Raw genomic sequence first — 17,812 nt, 5'->3', positions numbered from 1 at the left:
CTCATTCTTTATTTAGCTCCACTAGATGAGCAATTGTATACTCAATGATATTTTTTTGAAAATTAACTCCGTGATGACTCTGAATTTCTATCTCACCCGCAATTTCTCCAAGTTTCTTTCCCTTAAAGGGGGGATATACACTTCTAAACTCTAATGAAGAAAATTTCTCTAGCTCAGAAATTATTAATTCACTTACATCTTTCTCTTCATTTGCCAAAGTCCTAATGATAGCATCAGCCAAGTTTCTCCTATCAAGAAAATCTTCAATTTTTAACCGAATTAATCTCGTTAACTCTTCAACCGTGTTTGTCATCTGAATAAACTTTTCCTGCTCTGATGAGTAAAGGACAAATCTCGCTCTCCGAATTCTTCTTTTTCTACTTTCTGATTCATTTTTTAACCATTTAATGACTTTGAATCCATCTAATGGGTCCTTTGCATAGTTAAAGTCGCACGCAACTAGATCAAAGCGATGGTTAATATACTTTTCATTAATCTCTCCTTTAATTTTTTCAAAGTCTAATTTGTGCTTTGATTCGTTTGATTGCTCTTGCGAATAGTACTTCTCATTTCTTAAATCTATGTGTTTAAAATTGAAAGTAATTCCTTGTTTTTTTAAAGAGCCAATTACTTTATCAGTGATCTCAGTCACATCCTCATCAGCGATAAATAGGCAAGTTTTTAAGCTCATTTATATTGGTTTTTTTAAAATTATCTCAAACGCTGCTCCGGCTAAATCTTCTCCATTTCCAATGAATTTAATTCTACCATACATATCTTTTAGAAGCTCTCTTGTATAATAGAGACCTATACCAGAGCCACTCACTTTACTAGGGGGGATGTCATTGACCCCGAGTTCAAAAATTCTCTCGGGATTGTCTAAAAATCTTTCTGATAATCCAATGCCGTTGTCAGAGATAATTATACTTAGGGTATTTGAATCAATATTTTTGAATGATATTTTCGCTTTATTAGCTCCCCATTTTAGTGAATTCGAAATCACATTATCAATAATTATTGACAAATTAAGAATACTAACAATCTTAATTAATTTGGCTTCATTTTCGACAAATTCAAAAGAGATTCTAGGACTATAAGTATCGCTATAAACGCTTAAATATTGAATGAAGTACTGAACTATATCAACGCTTCGCTTTTCAATATCTTCTTTAAAGTTAGACCGCGTAGCAATTTCTGACATCTTCAATGACTTTTCCGCATTAAGTCGAATATTTCCCAGCTTCTTAAGTACCTCTTTTTCATCATACATTGAAGAAGTAATTCCCGAAATCAAGTTATCAATACCGTCTCGAATATCAATACTATTTATTTTAATAGTGTGAATTAAGCCATCCGCATCATCACTTAAAGTACGGCGAGTTGCGAGTAAGTATACATTTTTTTGCCTCTCTATTTCTAATTCCGCTTCAAGTCGCTTTCTTTCCTCCTCCTCTTTTATAGCTCTTTCTTCAGCTAGCTGCTTTTCAATACTTAATTTTTCAGCAGTCTGCTTAAATGAAATATAACTTTGATTAAAGTCAGTATATAGCTTTTTTGTTGTGTTTATTGCATAGAGAGTCTTTTCATTAGTGGTATTTTGCGATATATTGTCAAGGGTACCAATTATATTTTCTAATGATGCCTTGTTTTCTTCTATTCTTTTAAGTTGCTGAGAGATGTCAGCAGATTGAAGGTTTCCAATGTCATCCAAAAGCTTTCGAATATTTTCTCTAGCTTTATCTTCTTCCTCTTTAGCGAGTTCCAAAATCAAATCCTCATTAATGTATAAGTCAATTATATTTTCTCGCTTGACATCAATAATGTTTTGAATTATTGAAAATATTCTCTGCTTTTTTTGTGATTCTGTTTCATAATAAGTTTCGAATTTCTGAGCTTCAACCAATGGCAAGGAATCAACTTTAGACTCAAAGTCTTTAATTACTTTAGCTCTTTTTTTTGAGAGAGTTTCATTTTCTTCTAGATCTTCTTCTCCAGTGACCTTGTCCCAATTTAATCCTTGGACAACATACTTTTCTAGACGCTTAAATGTATAATAAAAGTAGCCGTCTTTTTTGTTTTTCTTAATGTCAGTACTTTGTGTCAACTCTTGAAAATATTCATCGTTAACAACACCTTCCCGGCTAGAAATTATTTTGAAATTGTTATTAGAATCTTTAATCTCGATGCGCCCTACCAATTCCCGGGTAGATAAAAACCTACTGTGACCTTGCCCTCGTCTAATTTCTAATCCTAACCAGTCATTTTCTACCTCACCATAAGGAGGAATCATAAATCCGTTAATAAATAAAAAAACAGAACCGAAATCAACTGAGCGAATACCTGTTTGTTTAGCAAAGTAAATCTTCGAATAAGTATTTAGATAATAGAGGATAATTCGAATGTTTTTTAATAGTTTGAACTGCGAATTCCTTTCTTCTAACATAAAAATTACTCTTCCCTTATCATTTATTGATGTAAAAATCTTTTCGCCGGTGCCGTCAATAAATGATTCAATGTTTGTTGCAGTGAACTCAAGTTTATCAAAGATTTTATTCTTAACGAATCCGGACACAGCCCTGTTATCTTTTGAAAATTCGGCTGCATCCAAGTTTATCGTAAATGAAGTGTTTTGAAAGCTTTGATTCGGATTAATTAATTTTTCCAGATAATTCCTGAGTTTTAATAATTTATCTACATTCCAATATTCTTTCTTCTTCTTGACTTCCTTATATGCCCATTGACTTCGAAGCTTTGAGATCTCTAGGATAACCCCTTGTTTAAATGGCTTGTGTTTAGCAAGTGTTTCAAATTCTGATTCCGGTATTTCATTAAGGAGAACTTTAATTTTTTGTATTTCTAATTTTTCCTTTTGCTGTTCGCTCAAGTCATCCCTTGTTTCAGTTTCGAAATCGTTCCAATTTATTTTAAGATGAAAGTATTTTTTATCGTTCGTTGTTCTAGTATATAGATCTAAATATTGGCCAAGCCGATCACATGAAAATCGACCAACCCCTTTGTTACCAGCCAAGACCCTGTTATTATCTTCTTTTCTATTCTTTTTTTCTGAATAGGCAATATTCAACCATTTATTCTCAATGTCTTCACCATTCATCCCCTTCCCAAAATCTCGGATTAGTATTTTAGATGATCTTTGGCCGTATTCAATATTTGTTTGATCGTCGTTATTTTTTAGGTTTTTAAATTGCACATCTACAGTTGGAGAACCTGCGTCGTATGAGTTTTTTACAAGCTCAAGTATGGCAATATTATCGTCATTGATAAGATCTTTACCAATTATGCTTTTAAGAAGAACGTTTGTTTTAAAATTAAGAAGCTTCTCTTTTGTTTTCATTAACTTACGAGTTGCAATAAAATCAACCCACTTTGTTCACCAAATAATGGAGGTATGGCATTTCCAATTTGTGTATATCTTGGAACTTCCCTAACTCTTAATTTTCCGCCAGTCGTATATTTTCCTTTAAATTCATACCAATCCGGGAATGATTGTAATCTTGCATATTCCCTGACCGTTAAAATTCGAGGTTCACAATAATGAATGTAATCATCGGGTAGACTTGTAATAGTTGGAGATTTTTCGTTTTTATCTAAGGGTATTATGGTATGTTTATTTATTTCAAACCGCTTACGAATTGTGGCATCAATATCCTTATTTTTCCTGCTATTGTGTTTTAAGATAAACTCAAATTTTTCAATTATTGTTTGCGAATGCCTGGGAAACCTGTGACTATCGGCAATCTTGCTATTTGTCCCTTCACGCATATACTGTTGATATGAACTGAAAGGCTTTGCATAAATCCCTGCTTGGAATCTACTTGTATCAGGCGAAGTTTCCGTGCCATTTTTTTCAAGTAGATCTGAAATAGCATCGCCTAAAGTTGTATCGACTGATAAATTTTTCGATCTTAAAAATGAAACACTGTTTTCTTTTAGTGCGCTGAAAAACCTTTTTGCAGTTTCTTTAGAAGAGTTGAAAGTATCTTTACGAATTCCCACCAATATAAACCTTGTTCTTTTTTGCGGAATACCATATTCTGCAAAATTGACGAGTTCTCCTTTTACATGATAATTCGCACGATCGAGCGCATTTTCGACGTAGTTTGAATATTTCCTTCCCTTTTCCTTGTTTTTCTTGAATTCGAGAGTAAATCCTTTAACATTCTCAAAAAAAATTAATTTGGGCTGTACAAGCTTAATAAACTTAATGTAAGATTTAATCAAATTATTTCTTTGATCATTTTCTTTCCTCCGTCCCGCTGTTGAAAAGCCCTGGCAAGGTGGTCCTCCTGCAACTAGATCAACTTTTCCTTGCAAATCGATTAATTCAGATTTAAATCTTTTTACGACTACATTTATATCAATAGGAACTGGCTCATCATTTATATCGGTAAGCCAAATTGGCCATTCAAAGTGTCTTTTTTTGTCAATCAAGTTATGCTTCAAGGTTTTGAATGCATCTTCGCTTTTCTCAATTGCAAATAAGCCCTTCCAACCTGCGTTATGCAGGCCTAAAGAAAGCCCTCCACAGCCAGCGAATAGGTCTATGTAAACTGGTTTTGACAACATTATTGGGGGCAAGTTATTGAAATATAGGAAGTTTTCAAATAGTCCCCAAAATTGCCAGGGTAAGTTATTGAGTTCGGAGCGTTGAAAAATAAAGGCAATGCTTGCTAAGAGGACAAACAATACATTGGGGTTTCCTTGCTTTGCAAATAAGGGCGGCAAAATCTAAAATGGCCCAGTTCATTTTCTTGGTGTCAACGTGGTTGACAATTTTACGGGAAAGAGACTGCAAATATGGATCATGCCGTATATCAGAAAGCTTTCGAGGGCCAAAAAATCTTTCTAATACTCTAGCCATATTCACATCAACTAAAGGACTCGGTTGGTTAAAAATCATTAACTCCACAGCATTCGCAATATACTGACCCATAAAAGGAATAGTTTCCAATTCTTCTCTTTGTTCAGGTAGCTTGTTATTTCGCTTCACCATTTCAAGTGCCAAACCCATTAGTCGTTTTGATCGCTGGCGATAAAGCCCTACCGGTTTTAAATATTCTTCTAATTTTTGAATATTAGCATCTGCTAGAGACTTCCAGTTTGGAAAATCTTTAAGAAAACTCACATAAAAATTAGCAATGGTTTCGGCTTTGGTTCTTTGTAATAAGGTTTCCGCTATCACATATTGATAGTGAGTCAAACCTTTTCTACGCCATGGAAATTTTCTACCATTTAGAGCGTACCATGTCAATATCTTTTCTTGAAAAAATTTTACTTTATTATTTTTAGACACAAAAATTTTTTATGGTAGAAATTAATATCGAACAATTTGAAGGATACGATAAGGACGAATTTAAGGAGTTTCTTTTAACCCAAAACGAGGATGAGTATAAGTTAGTATTGCCAAAGGAAACCGTATTATTTTTTTCCGAAAGTAATGACCTGGCGTGGGAGTATGGTTCCGCAGCATTTGTGGGACAGAGAATAAAGGAATTGTCTTCAAATTTTGAATATTCAAGTGCTCCTCTGGCTGACAGGGGTGAGTTTTCTTTTCGATTTAAAACTAACAAAGTTGATGAGCTTGCCGTTTTGTTACTTTACATTTCAAGTGGATATGGAAATATCGAGATCATTGAACCAATCGATTTTCAATGCGAAGCAAGTGATTTTATTGAGACTTCAAAAGATAACAGGGATATTGCTTGTCAAGATTTAATTGATGTATATTTTGAATATTTTGTTGCAGAGGAGGAATAAGAGTTTAGTTGACGATTAAAAAATTAATGGAAATGGATTGGTCAAAAGAAGAAGTGGCACTGATAGTAGCCGACTATTTTGAAATGTTCAACTTGGAACTACACAATACCAAATATAATAAGGCAGAGCATCGGCGATCTTTAGCGAGGCTGCTTAATAACAGGGATAAAGCCATTGAGTTTAAGCATCAGAATATAAGCGGTGCGCTTGCAATGATGGGGCTACCATTTATTAAAGGATACAAGCCATTGTTCAATTACCAACAGTTATTGGCCGATGAAGTAGCTGAATACCTGCAAGCCCATAAATTTTCTTTTGAAAAGGAATTCAAAAAATTTGCTGATGAAAAGACTGAAGTGCCTGTAAAGAAAATAGACTTCAACAAGGTAGTGGATTCAAAACCGGTCAAACAAAAGTATGTTGAAAGAGAGCCAAAATTTATTCCCATTAAGACCAATTATTTGGAGAAGGAGCAACATAATCGAAGCCTCGGTGAAAAAGGAGAAAGCTTTGTAATAGATTATGAAAAGTGGCGACTGAACAAGGCGGGGAAGGAAAACCTTGCCGATAAAGTGGAATGGATCTCCCAAAAATATGGAGACGGGACCGGCTTTGATATTCTTTCAAAAAACAATAATGGAACCGACCGATATATAGAGGTAAAGACGACGAAACTAACGAAGGAAACTCCTATTTATCTATCAAGTAATGAAGTAAAGTTTGCGCATAAAAAGGCAAAGGATTTTTACCTGTACCGGGTTTTTAATTTTGCTGACGACCCCAAGCTTTTTATTAAACATGGTCATTACGATGATTTCTGCAAAATGGTGGTTCAAACTTATAAAGGGTACTTTCATTGAGACCTAGTTGAAATAATTCAAAGCCACATCGCCCACCCATCTGCCCATGTGAACAGGTACTGCATTGCCGATTAATCGATATGAACTTCGCTTGTTCTCAAAATGAAAATCGTCGGGAAATCCTTGCAGCCTTGCATACTCCCTAATAGAAAAAGGACGCATTCCCAAACGGGTTTTCCGATCAACGACTAGCCGTGTTCCCAAGTCCTTAGCATAGTGTGCCACGCAAGTGGGAGCCAAGACTCCGGGATCATCAGGATTAACGATAATCGGTTTGTCACGATATTTGCCCACGATGCGGCTAATAACATAGGCAGGTATTTCAATAAGAGGGTCTTTTTCCAATATGTCTTTTAACCTGGGTTTGTTTCTGACTTGGGTAGGTTCGGCTATGGAAAATGGCTTTCTTGTACCAATTAGAATTAATCGCTTACGCCGCTGCGGTAACCAATTAGCAGCGTCAACAGGGCAAAAGACATTGACATAGTAATCCGGCAGCTTGGTCATAGCTTCCATCACTACTTTAAACTTGCGCATGCCGGGCACATTTTCCACCACATACATCTCCGGTTTTTCAATAGCAATGTGCCGGAAGAAGTGAAGGAATAGATCATCTCCTGTTCTAGTACCATGAATGTCTGCGATTGGAGAATATTTGGTGCATGGATAAGTGCCGATAATAATGTCCGACTGCGGTTGCTCTAAAACGGTTTTATCTTTAATGTCCGCTGTCAGTACATGATGCGAGAAGTAATGACCGTTCATTTTCATGCAAGCAGTAGCTTCCCGATCGAGGTCAAGGGATTGAATGATATTGACACCAGCTTGCATCATTCCTATTTCCATGCCGCCGCATCCTGAAAAATAACCTTTGACAGTGGGGGTATACATCTTGTGTTTTTGTTTGATTAAATCTAGCCGCAGTCGTTAAAGTAAACGGTGTGCTTTAAGACACAAGATAGATATGTGAGTATTGACTGCATTTGCTTTTAAGTCACGTTTTGAGGACCCACACCAGGTTTGCCAGGTAATGTTTTATCGTGTAGTTTGTAACAAAAGCCCTGGGCATGTAGGAATTTCCGTACCAGTAATTCCGGTTTGGTGTTCGTCGCCCTTATCTACGACATATTATAGCTGCGGGTAAGTTTGTTATGAACGTCAGTCATATTTATCATGCATCCGCCTACGGCGGACAGGCATCGGCCATGCTGCGAAGTTAGCACTGAACAGGAAGAATGCAGGCCATATCGCCGCATGGGCTATTCCTCCTCCTTTCTTTTAAAACCAATCTTTGGCCGTGTCGGCTGAGGTGGCGGATTCAGCAATTGTTTCAGGTATTTAAAGATGAGGGCAATGTCTTCATCATGGCCGGTGAGTTTTTTCTCCATTTTTTCAAGTTGCAGCAATATGTCTTTATGGGTGAGCAGCAGTTCCCGCATTTTCGCAAATACGCGGATGATTTGTATATGCACCCTGATGGCTGTTTCGCTGTTCAACACACCGGAAAGCCTGCCTACCGGTCAGGCAGGCATGGCTACACCTTGTTCTGTAAAGACAAAAGGCAGGTATTTTGAATATTTTCCCCTGCCATCCTCTAAGGTCACAATTTGTGACCTTAGAGGCCCCATTCCTTCATTGTTAGTTGAATTATAAAATCTTCCGGAAACCCTTACTATTCAACTTTGCTGAGCAGAATTACGGAACGATGAATGGAGCGTATTCTAAGTCAAAAACAAATATTTGAACAGAAAAAAACGAGAAGTAGTGTAAAAACTAAAAAATGTAGGAATAAAAAAAGCCTGAAGACCGCGAAGACCTTCAGGCTCGATGAAGTAAATTATGCATTACTGATTAAAAGTCCATTTCAGTTTTGATAAATTCTTTTAATGCACTATTAGCGGCAGGCTTTTTTCATATTTTCTGTTCAGTCAAATTATCCTATCCTTGCCTAGCATTTCCCGGACATTTTTGATGTGTTGAACTTGAATTTCTTTGTCTTCTCCATTTTTCACAGCCTCTTTTAATATTCGGACTATTTCATTTTTATTAGTATAACGAGCAAGTTCATTACTTTTCATAAGCGTTTCCATAAGTTCTAATACCCTATTTGATTTTACAAGAAATGTTCCATTGGGTACAAAATTGATGTCTTTCAATACACAATTACCGTAGAACACGACAATTGAATAAAACGGAACAGTTTCAAATTGTCTGAGCTGCTTTTTTAAATCGCTAATATGTTTACTGTTTTGTATTATCGGGTTGTATAAACGATATTTTCTTTTACCATATGCTAATACTTGAGTCCATTGAGAATTATGACCAGCTCCAAAAATCCAACCGCTATAATCTTTTACTTCGAGTACGATTATACCTACTTTCGTTGCAACTACTAGATCAATTTGAGAAAAATTCCCATTATGCTTTTTAACATACAAATCGTGAAAAATGGTTTGTGCAGGTATTCCATACTTCAAGAATTTTAACACTAAATCTCTTTCTGTTCTTGTACCTCTATTTCGCTTTGTGACAGTTTCTAATAATTTTTTGTCTCGTATTTCCCTAAATATGAGAATGAAGACTACCAAAGAAACTATACCAATAAAAATCCACATTCTTGATTTACGATTTTAATTATAAAGTGTATCGTTTTGAGTTTTTAAGTCGGAGGTTTCGTAAGGTTAGTTCCAAAGTCGAACGGTCCTAAACTAAAGGTCGCAACTGCCGATGCCCCCTGCACTGCAGCCGGCTAAATAAAATCTTACTTATCTTATCCCTCCAATCCCAAACTGGTCTCCCGCCTTCACGGCTTTACTACCGGCCATATGGATCTCCACCATTTTTTCACTGGCTACATTGTTGTGGTGTTCGTCCTGCAGGGTGGTGATGATCTTACGGGTTTTGGTGTCGATGACTTCGCCACTGGAAGGATATACATATTTACCATCGATGCCGAAGCTGATCCAGCCGGGCATATCCTGCACGGGGATAGTGGTCAGTTGCTGGTAGGGTTTCATTGCACTGAACACATGCACCCGCATATTGTGACCATCGGCCAGCCAGATCTCGGTTTCGTCCGGGGTGAGGCCAATGCCATGGCTGGGATTGCCATGCCGCCGCACGGGGCCGGGATTCCAGCCTTTCACTTCGATATGGGCCAGCCTGGCGCCGCTGCGGATATCCCCGACTTCAAAACCCAGCAGGCTGTCGACCGTGACAAAGGCTATGGTTTCTTTTCCGTTGATAGTAAAGGGCCGAACATAATTGGCGAAGGGACCCACTTTATGCACCAGCTCATGTTTGCCGGGATCGGCAATCCATAACCAGGGTGAAGCAATATCACCCATGTACACCTGTTTGCCGGAAGGACCATAGATAGTATTGTGTGCCCGCTTGTGCACGGGAATTTTTTTGATGATGTCGCCGGTGGCGCAATCCACCACGTTCCAGAATGTTTTTTCCAGCGAAGGGAGGTACATGGTTTTACCATCGGGAGAAATGGCCATGCGGTCGCAACCGCCTTCAAATGGTTTTTCCCATACCAGTTTATCCGTGGCCAGGTCGATGCGCTGCAATGATTCGAGGGTGCTGATAAAAATGCTGTTGAGCGCCACGCTGACAGCAATGCCTTTTACATTGGAAGGGGTACCATCAGGATGGAGGCCTTTGGCGGGAATGCGCCTGACAAAGCGATGATTGTTATCGATATCAAAAACAAGAATGCCATGACCGCCGTAGCCGAGATAATCACGGATACCGGGAACGGCTACGTATAAATATCTTTTGACCGTATCCCGGCCCGGTGCAACAGCGCCCGGTACAGGCCGTGCAGCTACGGTGAATGAACCGATAAGCACTGCAAGAGTGGTAAGCAAAAGTTTTAGGGTGTTGAGTTTTATCGTCATGACGAGCCCGTTTGTTCTTAAAGATAAATCAATACCGACGAGACATTAAAGTAATATTATTGAAGACACATCATGTCTGTCGGCCCCCGGGCACAGGGACGATTGAACCACGATGGCGCAAAGACAGGTGATACACAAAGATTAATTAATTGCGTCGTGACTCTTCGTGCCCTGGTGCCTCCGTGGTTCAACAATTCTATGGCGTTGGGTTCTGCTATATATGCTTTGCGCTACTTCATGTCTTTACCGAAAAATACTTTTGAAGCAGCCTCTTCTTTAGCAAACAAGTGGATAGTTATTTTTTAAACCCTCTTTTCATCGAGCTATACCAAACTATTTTACCATCCTTTACCTGGTTGATATCATGGTAGGTGGCTGAATCGACTTTGCCATTTTTATAGGTGTCGATTTCCTTATACCAGGTGACGACATGCCCTTCTTTTTTATCGGGTGCATACATTTTTTGCCAGGCATACATATCAATGGTCACGGAGCTCAGGCTGTCGCGGTAGGTGGTCCACATTTTCAGCAGGTCAGCTTTTTTTAAATGATGCGAACTGCCATCGCTGGCATCATAGTCCACGGAATCACCCAGGACGGCTTCCAGGCCGGAAAGGTTACCAGACTCCCAGTCTTTGTAAGAGTTTAGTACCATTTTCAAATCTGCATCCGAAACATCGGTGGTAAAGTTGCTGGCATATGAAGCTTTGTAGGGCAGATCCACGGCGGGTTCCGCGGCCTTTGTTGTAGTTTCTGTCTCCGATGTTTTTTCTTTCGGACTGTTACAGGACAATAAAAACGTGAGAGCACCCAGGCATAAAAAGATCTTTTTCATAAATGAAGTTTTGGTTAAATGATGAAGAGGAAGCAATCAAAAGGAGGGATAGGCGCAGCGAAGTATAGGGTGGTACAGCGTTGGTTACAGAAAGGTAATGATTGTATCACATAAAGGAATAAAAAAACTCCGGCATCAACCGGAGCTTTGAATAATGTGCCTGTTATTTAATTTTCCGACAGTTTTCTTACATTCTCCAGCGCCTTCGGCCATATTTGTGCAAACATATCTTTGAACTCGTCGGTGATATCCATATCCACGGTCAGTTCTGTTTTACCGTTTACTTTTTTCAGCGTATAGTTTTCATGCGCACCAGCCCATTGTTTTACCCTGTCGCTGGTAGTGTCTTCGACACCGTCTCTCACCTCGCCCAGGTGTTCGATCGACATGTATTCATTGGGCCTGTTTTCGGCAATGCGGCTTACCATGCCTTGTTGGCCGCTGCCATCGAGGAACAGCGCTTTGCTGCCCTGTTTCCAGTCCGTTTTTGCGAAGGAGCCCTCGGCAAAAGCGGATGTCCATTTGCGATAGGTATCATCATCCCACAACACATGCCATATTTTTTCAGGGGCGGCATTGATAACAGTTTTGAAATTCAGTTTTTCCATGACAAAACAATTTTACAATGAATGATTAGGTTTCAGTCGGCATTACAAATCTGGTAATAAAAGATGACAGCGAAACGGTATAAAAGCGACTATTTGGGAGGTCATTTGCGACGTAGTACAGGAACACGGATTCTACTGATCAGATGGATTTACACAGATAGCATTTGTGCCACTCCCGCACATCGGTAGCCATTTTCTACAACTACTGTTTTGGGGTTTTCTTCGCCTGCCGGAAAAACCATACTCCATAAATTATGCTAACTTTAAGCATACCCAATTCACCGTTTTGATCCGCTTCATACTCAACGATAAAAACATTGAAACAAACCAGCCACCGGGCATGGTGTTGCTGGATTTTATCCGTTATCAGCGCCACCTGGTGGGTACCAAGATCGGCTGCCGCGAAGGAGACTGTGGCGCCTGCACCGTATTGGTGGGCGAACTTAAAAACGGAAGGGTGGCTTACCAATCGATGACTAGTTGCCTGGTACCGCTGGGCAATGTGCGGGGGAAACATATTGTAACGATTGAAGGAATCAATTTTCCCGATCAGCTCAATCCCATTCAGCAAGCCATGGCGGAGGAAGGCGCTACACAATGCGGGTTTTGTACACCGGGCTTTGTGGTGTCGCTGGCGGGTTTTTGTTTAAGTGATGAAAGAGCGACAGCGGAAAATGCGATTGGCGCCGTAGATGGAAATATTTGCCGCTGCACCGGTTATAAATCTATTGAAAGAGCCGCCCGAAAAGTTGCTGACTTCATGAAAGAAAAAAACGGGGAGCAGGCGACCAGTTTTGTAGCGAATAAAAAAATACTTCCCGAATATTTTGCTTCAATAAGAATAAAACTGCAAAACCTGGAGAACGGTGTTCCCCCCACTAGCCATCCCCCAAACCCTACTTACCTCGTCGGCGGCGGAACCGATCTCTATGTACAAAAGCACGAAGAGCTGGTGCATGCGGATAACCAGTTTTTGTTTGATCATACACAACTGAAGGGCATTTATCAAGAAGGCAATCGTTGTACCATCGGTGCTTCGGCAACAGTAACAGACCTGTTGAACTCGCCCATCATACAGCAGGCATTCCCGGATTTTCCTAAATATGCCAAACTGGTTTCCTCCACGCCTATTCGCAACATGGCCACAATCGCCGGTAATTTTATCAATGCTTCACCCATTGGCGACTTTACGATTTTCTTTTTGGCGCTGGATGCGCAGGTGATCGTAAAAGAAGGAGAAAGAAAAAGAGAAATAGCATTGAGAACCCTTTATACAGGGTACAAACAGCTGGCTAAACGTCCCGGAGAAATCGTGGAGCAGGTAAGATTTGAATTGCCGGGAAAGAACTCGTATTTCAATTTTGAAAAAGTAAGCAAGCGAACCAACCTGGACATAGCGAGTGTGAATTCAGCGATCCATTTAATCATACAGGATAACAGGATTGAATATGCCGGTCTTTCAGCCGGTGGTGTGGGACCTGTACCGATGTATTTGCAAAAGACATCCCAGTTTCTAACCGGGAAAACGATTACAGCATACCTGGTGGATGAAGCGATTGACATCATGCAAACAGAAATTTCACCGATCAGTGATGCACGAGGAAGTAAAGAATATAAAACATTTTTATTAGGGCAGTTGATAAGGGCACATTTTACGAGCCTGTTTAAGATCGAAGAGCCTCTGTCACCCTGAGCCACTTCGACAAGCTCAGTACCGAAGGGTGATTAAAGAAAGATAAATATGAAAACGGGACATAACTATTATGTATATGTAGTGAAGTGTGGAGATGGCCTCTATTACACCGGTGTCACCAATGATCCCGAAAGAAGATTATGGGAACATAATACTGGTTACAATGAAAGATGCTTTACCTACAAAAGACGCCCAGTGACATTAATGTATGAAGAAAAGTTTCATGATATCAGGAATGCAATTGCATGGGAAAAGCAAATTAAAGGATGGTCAAGAAAAAAGAAGGAAGCTTTATTTAAAGGTGACTGGGAAGAAATAAAACTATTATCCAAATCGAAAAAACAACTTTCGTCACCCTTCGACCCTTCGGCGAGCTCAGGGCTCAGGGTGACACGGGATGACATTGCTAAGAATGAAAAACATTGACTCATACACCCATCTCCGGGGCGAGTCCGTCTACCTCGATGATATACCCGTCATCAACGGCACTTTGTATGCCGCAGTGTTTGATTCACCCATTGCGCATGGAAAAATAAAATCGCTTGATACCAGCGAAACAGAAAAGATAAACGGCGTTGTAAGAGTTTTTACCGCAAAAGATATCCCGGGAGAAAATCAGATAGGCGGGATTGTTCCCGATGAAGAATTATTGGCCAGTACGCATGTTCATTTTTGTGGTATGCCCATCGCCCTGGTCGTAGCCGAAACAGAAGAAATAGCCAAAGCGGCGGTAAAGAAGATCAAAGTTGAGATTGAGCCCTTGCCTGTTATTACCGATCCAAGAGAGGCGAAAGAAAAGGGTGATCTGATCATTCCACCACGTACTTTTAAAATTGGTGATGCCGATACTGCCTGGTCAGTGTGTGAACATATTTTTGAAGGCCGTACAGAAACCAATGGCCAGGAACATTTATACATCGAAACACAGGGGGCTTACGCCCTGCCCTTGGAGAATGGAGCCATTAAAATTTATTCTTCCACACAAGGGCCTACAGCGGTACAGCGAACTGCGGCCAGGGTACTGGCCATCCCAATGAATAAAATTGAAGTGGATACGACAAGACTTGGCGGCGGCTTTGGTGGTAAAGAAGACCAGGCCACCACCTGGGGTGTCATGTGTGCTTTGGCCAGCTTTCATTTAAACAGGCCGGTAAAGTATTCACTGCACCGTATGGAAGATATGCGGATGACCGGTAAACGCCATCCTTATTCGGCCGATTTTAAAATTGGTTTGAACAGCGATTTAAAGATCATTGCTTACGAAGTAACTTTTTTTCAAAATGCCGGCGCCGCTGCTGACCTTTCACCAGCGGTAATGGAGCGGACCCTGTTTCATTGCACCAATTCTTATTTTGTGCCGCATGTAAAAGCAACGGCGTATAGTTGCCGAACTCATTTGCCACCTAATACAGCCTTCCGCGGGTTTGGTGGCCCGCAAGGGATGTTTGTGATAGAAGCCGCTATTGCAAAAGCGGCCGAACAGTTGGGTATTCCTGCATTGGCTATTCAACAAAAAAATTTGCTGAGGACCGGTGATGAATTTCCTTATGGACAAAAAGCCGAAAGTGAAGCGAATGAATGTTGGAACAAGGTCAATGACCTATATAATATAAAAGCCCTCCAACAGGAGGTTGAACAATTCAATGCTGCGAACAAATGGTATAAAAAAGGGATGGCCCTGATGCCCATTTGCTTTGGTATTTCCTTTACCAAAACGCTGATGAACCAGGGGCGATCATTGGTGCATGTCTATACCGATGGTAGTGTGGGTATCAGTACCGGCGCCGTGGAAATGGGGCAAGGCGTGAATACAAAGATTGCGCAGGTAGCTGCCAGAATATTTTCGTTAGACATTTCAAAAATAAAGATCAACAGCACTAACACCTGGCGCATTGCCAACACCTCACCATCGGCTGCCAGCGCCACCGCCGATCTCAATGGAAAAGCCACGGAGATTGCCTGCAAGGCCATCCTGAAACGGCTGATGCAGGTTGCCATGGATGAAAATCTCGCTACTGCCAATATTGACGATACGGAATTGCCGCCTTTTGAAATAAAGGAAGAATGGATCTATATCAACGGAAAGAAAACAGCCTGGAGCTGGAACAAACTGGTAATGGCCACTTATATCAAACGGGTGAGCTTATCCGAGCACAGCCACTATACACCACCGGGTATTCATTTTGATCCGGCGAAAGAAAAAGGACATCCTTTTGCCTATCATGCTTATGGCACTGCGATCATCACTGCTACGATCGATTGCCTGCGGGGTATCTATGAAATGGACTCGGTAAAAGTGGTACATGATTTTGGCCAGAGCATGAACACAATGATCGATATTGGTCAATGTGAAGGCGGCATAGTACAGGGTATCGGCTGGATGACGATGGAAGAGATCGTGTATGATAAAGAAGGAAAACTCAGATCCAATGCACTGAGTACTTATAAAGTGCCGGATATTTATTCTGTACCTAAAGAAATTATTATTCATTCGCTGGACACAACAAAAGATAACCTGGCTGTTTTTCGCAGCAAAGCTGTGGGCGAGCCACCGCTGCTGTATGGTATTGGTGCCTATTTTGCGTTGCGCAATGCGATCAAAGCGTTTAATCCTTCAGCGGTTATTCCTTTTGATGCGCCGATGACACCGGAGAAAGTGTTGATGAGTTTATATCCCCAGCCGGGTTCACAAGCTCTGTCGCTGAGCCAGCACACCGCTGCTGCAAGCAAATAAAGTATTCTTATCTTTTCTTTTTCCCTTGACGGAAAAAGAAACAAAAAGATCAAGGACAAACAAATGCTCCGCTGTTTGTCCAGCCACGCACAAAGACTCCGATAATTTGAAATCGTTTTTGTATTGGTAATGACAGGTTGAAGCTCTTGCTTTCCCGAAGCTAGTTCGGGACAGGCTATGCTATTCGGAACAACGAAAGGCACTGCTTTTTCGGCCCCCTCCTAAATCCCCCCTATAGGGGAGGACTTTCCTCCGTAGCGGATTTCGAAAAAGAGGTGCAGGAAATTTCTATCAATTAGTGCGAAGTGTATCGAGCTGCAACAAGATTTCAAAAGGATAATTCGGCAGCTACCTATACTAAAACATTTATAAGGTTAACACAATCTTCCCTTTTGTCTTTCCAGTTTCTATTTGTTCATGTGCTTCTTTCATTTTTTCAAAGGGGAATACTTGTGATACATGCGAACGGATGACTCCTTTTTCCAGCAGTTGCGCCAATTGCTTCATATCATCACCATTGGATTGAACGGAAAAGAAAAAACCATTGATGCCTTTTGCTTTTGATTTTTCGGCAACCAGATCTTTGTAAATACTGGGCAGCATGATCACCGTTCCTCCTTTTTTCACCGCATTCAGTGATGCATCAATATTATCACCGCCCATTGGGTCCAACACAAAATCAGCATCTTTTACTACTTCATCAATGGCATGTTTTTTATAATCGACATGTTCATCAGCGCCAAGGCTCAACACAAATTCTTTATTCGCGGCTGATGAAGTAGCAATCACGTAAGCGCCGAGATATTTTGCAATTTGTACCGCATAATGGCCCACACCACCGGCAGCAGCTTGTATCACCACTTTTTGTCCTTTAGTAACCTTACCATTTGTTACTAATGCCTGCCATGCTGTTAAAGCGGCAAGGGTAGCCGCCGCAGCTTCTTCGTGTGAAATATTGGCTGGTTTATGTGCCAGGTGAGCAGCAGGCGCCGCAACATATTCCGCATATGCCTGCCCATGACCCGGAAAGTTGACCATTCCAAATACTTCATCGCCTTTTTTATAACCGGTCACATTTTTGCCTGCTTCTTCCACCACACCTGATACATCCCAGCCGAGAACGATAAATGGATTTTCCGACCTTAATTCATTGTATAAACTTTTGCCGATCCGTGTCTTCATATCCACGGGATTGACACTTATCGCTTTTGTTTTAATTAATACTTCATCATTCATTATGGATGGCTTGGGTAATTCGGTAAGTTTGAGTTGGCTGGCATCGCCGGCTTCTTCCAAAATAAAGGCTTTCATTTGCTTATTTTTTATGGTTTTAGCCAAATGTAATCTTGCCTGTCGGCAGACAGGTTCGCCGGATAAACATCGCAGTTGCTGACAGCGTTGC

General features: G+C 40.5%; 18 protein-coding genes. 6 read left to right on the top strand and 12 right to left on the bottom strand.

Going from position 1 to position 17,812, the window contains the following annotated elements:
- Position 1 precedes the first annotated feature (1 nt).
- The 4 genes from ACFEL9_RS15145 to ACFEL9_RS15130 form a co-directional block, all read right to left on the bottom strand.
- Positions 2-691 carry a hypothetical protein gene (locus tag ACFEL9_RS15145; protein ID WP_385891633.1) on the bottom strand — a complete coding sequence of 230 codons (690 nt, stop codon included), beginning with the start codon at positions 689-691 and terminating at the stop codon, positions 2-4.
- The gene (locus ACFEL9_RS15140; protein WP_385891632.1) at positions 692-3,352 is read right to left on the bottom strand and encodes an ATP-binding protein; all 2,661 of its coding nucleotides are present in this window, start codon (positions 3,350-3,352) and stop codon (positions 692-694) included. It abuts the gene before it with no gap.
- Positions 3,352-4,584, bottom strand: coding sequence for a DNA cytosine methyltransferase (locus tag ACFEL9_RS15135; protein WP_385891631.1), 1,233 nt, complete (start codon positions 4,582-4,584; stop codon positions 3,352-3,354). Before ACFEL9_RS15135 ends, ACFEL9_RS15140 begins: the two co-directional genes overlap by 1 nt.
- A gap of 64 nt (positions 4,585-4,648) precedes the next feature.
- A complete protein-coding gene (locus tag ACFEL9_RS15130) occupies positions 4,649-5,311 on the bottom strand; it encodes an iron-sulfur binding domain-containing protein (protein WP_385891628.1) in 663 nt (220 codons plus the stop codon).
- 11 nt (positions 5,312-5,322) lie between these two features.
- Between ACFEL9_RS15130 and ACFEL9_RS15125 the strand changes: the two genes are divergently transcribed.
- Positions 5,323-5,775, top strand: coding sequence for a hypothetical protein (locus tag ACFEL9_RS15125; protein WP_385891626.1), 453 nt, complete (start codon positions 5,323-5,325; stop codon positions 5,773-5,775).
- Positions 5,776-5,807: 32 nt separating this feature from the next.
- Entirely contained in the window at positions 5,808-6,635 is an 828-nt protein-coding gene (locus ACFEL9_RS15120; RefSeq protein WP_385891624.1) for a protein NO VEIN domain-containing protein, read from the top strand.
- Positions 6,636-6,638: 3 nt separating this feature from the next.
- Here the strand turns inward: ACFEL9_RS15120 and ACFEL9_RS15115 are convergent, their stop codons facing one another.
- The 5 genes from ACFEL9_RS15115 to ACFEL9_RS15095 form a co-directional block, all read right to left on the bottom strand.
- Complete coding sequence (locus ACFEL9_RS15115) at positions 6,639-7,526, bottom strand: DNA cytosine methyltransferase (RefSeq protein ID WP_385891622.1); 888 nt, start codon at positions 7,524-7,526, stop codon at positions 6,639-6,641.
- Between the two features lie 98 nt (positions 7,527-7,624).
- Positions 7,625-7,753, bottom strand: a complete 129-nt coding sequence (locus ACFEL9_RS15110) for a hypothetical protein (RefSeq protein ID WP_385892611.1) — start codon at positions 7,751-7,753, stop codon at positions 7,625-7,627.
- A gap of 141 nt (positions 7,754-7,894) precedes the next feature.
- A complete protein-coding gene (locus tag ACFEL9_RS15105) occupies positions 7,895-8,134 on the bottom strand; it encodes a hypothetical protein (RefSeq protein WP_385891620.1) in 240 nt (79 codons plus the stop codon).
- Positions 8,135-8,563: 429 nt separating this feature from the next.
- Entirely contained in the window at positions 8,564-9,250 is a 687-nt protein-coding gene (locus ACFEL9_RS15100) for a nuclease-related domain-containing protein (protein WP_385891618.1), read from the bottom strand.
- Between the two features lie 150 nt (positions 9,251-9,400).
- Positions 9,401-10,540 carry a YncE family protein gene (locus ACFEL9_RS15095; protein WP_385891615.1) on the bottom strand — a complete coding sequence of 380 codons (1,140 nt, stop codon included), beginning with the start codon at positions 10,538-10,540 and terminating at the stop codon, positions 9,401-9,403.
- Between the two features lie 72 nt (positions 10,541-10,612).
- Between ACFEL9_RS15095 and ACFEL9_RS15090 the strand changes: the two genes are divergently transcribed.
- A complete protein-coding gene (locus ACFEL9_RS15090) occupies positions 10,613-10,846 on the top strand; it encodes a hypothetical protein (RefSeq protein ID WP_385891612.1) in 234 nt (77 codons plus the stop codon).
- Here ACFEL9_RS15090 and ACFEL9_RS15085 read toward each other — a convergent pair.
- Together ACFEL9_RS15085 and ACFEL9_RS15080 are read right to left on the bottom strand one after the other, a co-directional pair.
- A complete protein-coding gene (locus tag ACFEL9_RS15085) occupies positions 10,836-11,375 on the bottom strand; it encodes a nuclear transport factor 2-like protein (protein ID WP_385891609.1) in 540 nt (179 codons plus the stop codon). The two genes, ACFEL9_RS15090 and ACFEL9_RS15085, sit on opposite strands and share 11 nt — an antisense overlap.
- Positions 11,376-11,542: 167 nt before the next feature.
- Positions 11,543-11,983: an SRPBCC family protein gene (locus tag ACFEL9_RS15080; protein ID WP_385891607.1), complete on the bottom strand. Its 441-nt coding sequence runs from the start codon at positions 11,981-11,983 to the stop codon at positions 11,543-11,545.
- 286 nt (positions 11,984-12,269) lie between these two features.
- Here ACFEL9_RS15080 and ACFEL9_RS15075 point away from each other — a divergent pair, with 286 nt between their 5' ends.
- The 3 genes from ACFEL9_RS15075 to ACFEL9_RS15065 are packed head-to-tail and all read left to right on the top strand — an operon-like array spanning position 12,270 to position 16,410.
- Positions 12,270-13,676, top strand: coding sequence for an FAD binding domain-containing protein (locus tag ACFEL9_RS15075; RefSeq protein WP_385891606.1), 1,407 nt, complete (start codon positions 12,270-12,272; stop codon positions 13,674-13,676).
- Between the two features lie 48 nt (positions 13,677-13,724).
- Complete coding sequence (locus tag ACFEL9_RS15070) at positions 13,725-14,102, top strand: GIY-YIG nuclease family protein (RefSeq protein WP_385891603.1); 378 nt, start codon at positions 13,725-13,727, stop codon at positions 14,100-14,102.
- Positions 14,089-16,410 (top strand): xanthine dehydrogenase molybdopterin binding subunit, encoded by a 2,322-nt coding sequence (locus ACFEL9_RS15065; protein WP_385891600.1) that lies wholly within the window; start codon positions 14,089-14,091, stop codon positions 16,408-16,410. The genes ACFEL9_RS15070 and ACFEL9_RS15065 overlap by 14 nt, the downstream gene beginning before the upstream one ends.
- Positions 16,411-16,776: 366 nt before the next feature.
- Here the strand turns inward: ACFEL9_RS15065 and ACFEL9_RS15060 are convergent, their stop codons facing one another.
- Complete coding sequence (locus tag ACFEL9_RS15060) at positions 16,777-17,721, bottom strand: NADP-dependent oxidoreductase (protein ID WP_385891598.1); 945 nt, start codon at positions 17,719-17,721, stop codon at positions 16,777-16,779.
- Between the last annotated feature and the right edge of the window lie 91 nt (positions 17,722-17,812).

The sequence above is a fragment of the Terrimonas alba genome (assembly GCF_042434975.1).
Classification (GTDB): Bacteria; Bacteroidota; Bacteroidia; order Chitinophagales; family Chitinophagaceae; genus Terrimonas_B; species Terrimonas_B alba.
This window is presented reverse-complemented; position numbering and strand designations above follow the sequence as displayed.